Genomic DNA, 1,488 nt, shown 5'->3' with positions numbered 1-1,488 from the left:
GCGGGTGTCGGTGCGGGCGTGGGTTTGGCGGTGGTCCGGCGTTGCCGTTGCGGGGTGGGTCGTGGGGCCCGGCGCTGCCGGGTGCCGCCGCGCCCACCCGTGCCGCCCCAGCGGCACGATTGCCCGCGGCTGGAGCGGCTGGAGCGGCTGGGTGGGCGGTGGGTCAGGCTGTGGTGGTCAGTTCGTAGCCTGCCTCTTCGATTGCTGCGCGGATCGTCTCCTCGGCGAGAGGGGTCGTGGAGGTGACCGTGACCTCGCCGGTCGTGGCGACCGCCTTGACCGCGGTGACGCCCGTCAGCGCGGAGATCTCCTCGGTGACCGCGCCCTCGCAGTGGCCGCACGTCATGCCGGACACCTTGTAGACGGTGGTGACGCCAGAGTGGCAGGAGCCGTCGGTGGTGCAGCAGGAGCCGGAGTTCTTCTGGTCGGCGGTCATGGCGTCCCCCTCGGGGTTGTCGGCAGGTGGGCAGCACGGGAGGCGCGCTTCTCGCAGCGCCTCCCGACACCGCCCACTCTATACCCCTAGGGGGTACCTGCGCGCCCGTGGTCGGTGCACAGCGCCCAGATGATGAAGACACCCACGCCGATCGAGATGATCGCCCAGATCGGGGTGTACGGCAGCCACATGAACTGGAGGATCACGAAGAGCGCGACGAGCCCGACGCCGAGCCCCCGCGCCCAGGCGGCGCCCTTGAGGACGCCCCAGCCGGTGACGGCGACGAGGACGCCGAGGATCAGGTGGATCCAGCCCCAGGCGGTGAGGTTGAACTCGAAGACGTAGTCACCGACGGACGCGTAGACGTCGTCCTTGGCGATCGCGGCGATGCCGTTGAAGATGCCGAAGATGCCCTCGATCATCATCAGCACACCGGCGAAGACGACACCGCCGGAGGCCCAGGCACTGCGGCTGTCTTCGGACCGGCCTCCGGTGCTGTGAGTGGCGTTGGCCATGGTCGTTCTCCGTCCCTCGGAATCCACGATGCGCGGGGGACTTCGAGTGTTCGCCCGTGCCCGGGCGAGGGCGAGCGGGATGGGCCGTCCGGGTGACCGCACCGGCGCGTGCCCGGCATGGAGACGGGGAGAAAGACTGCCGGAAGTCGGCAATGCGGCGAAGGCGTGCCGGTCGGCAGGATGGAGCCAAGGGGAGCGCGTGGGACGGCTCCGATGCCGGGCACCGGCAGGTGCCCCGTCGGAGCCCGGACGCGCCGTCGCCCTCACGGGCGGATGACGGGCGGGGATCAGGGGGGTACGGCATGCGGGCGTTCGTCGAAACCGCCACGGGGATTGCCGCAGGCCCCCGCACCGTCGCTCCGCGAGCCGCCGCCGGTTCCCACCACGCCGGCCGAGCCGTGGACGCCGGCCCCATGGCCGCGGGCCCTATGGTCGCTGACGCCATGGCCGGGGATCCTATGGCTGCCGCCCCCACACCCACCGCCCCCACGCCCCCCGCCCCGCTGCCGGCGGCCCCCGCCGGGCCCGGCGCGGTCG

Annotated in this window: 2 protein-coding genes; both read right to left on the bottom strand. The window is 72.4% G+C overall.

The genetic code is table 11. The annotated features are described in order from the left end of the window. Positions 1 to 163: 163 nt before the first annotated feature. Complete coding sequence (locus tag GTW67_RS18405; RefSeq protein WP_161165918.1) at positions 164 to 436, bottom strand: heavy-metal-associated domain-containing protein; 273 nt, start codon at positions 434 to 436, stop codon at positions 164 to 166. An 86-nt stretch (positions 437 to 522) separates the two neighbouring features. After that, positions 523 to 951, bottom strand: coding sequence for a DUF7144 family membrane protein (locus GTW67_RS18400; protein WP_161165917.1), 429 nt, complete (start codon positions 949 to 951; stop codon positions 523 to 525). Positions 952 to 1,488: the final 537 nt, after the last annotated feature.

Source organism: Streptomyces sp. SID5910 (assembly GCF_009862125.1).
Taxonomy (GTDB): Bacteria; Actinomycetota; Actinomycetes; order Streptomycetales; family Streptomycetaceae; genus Streptomyces.
The sequence above is the reverse complement of the archived record's forward strand: the minus strand, read 5'-3'. Positions and strand labels throughout refer to the sequence as shown.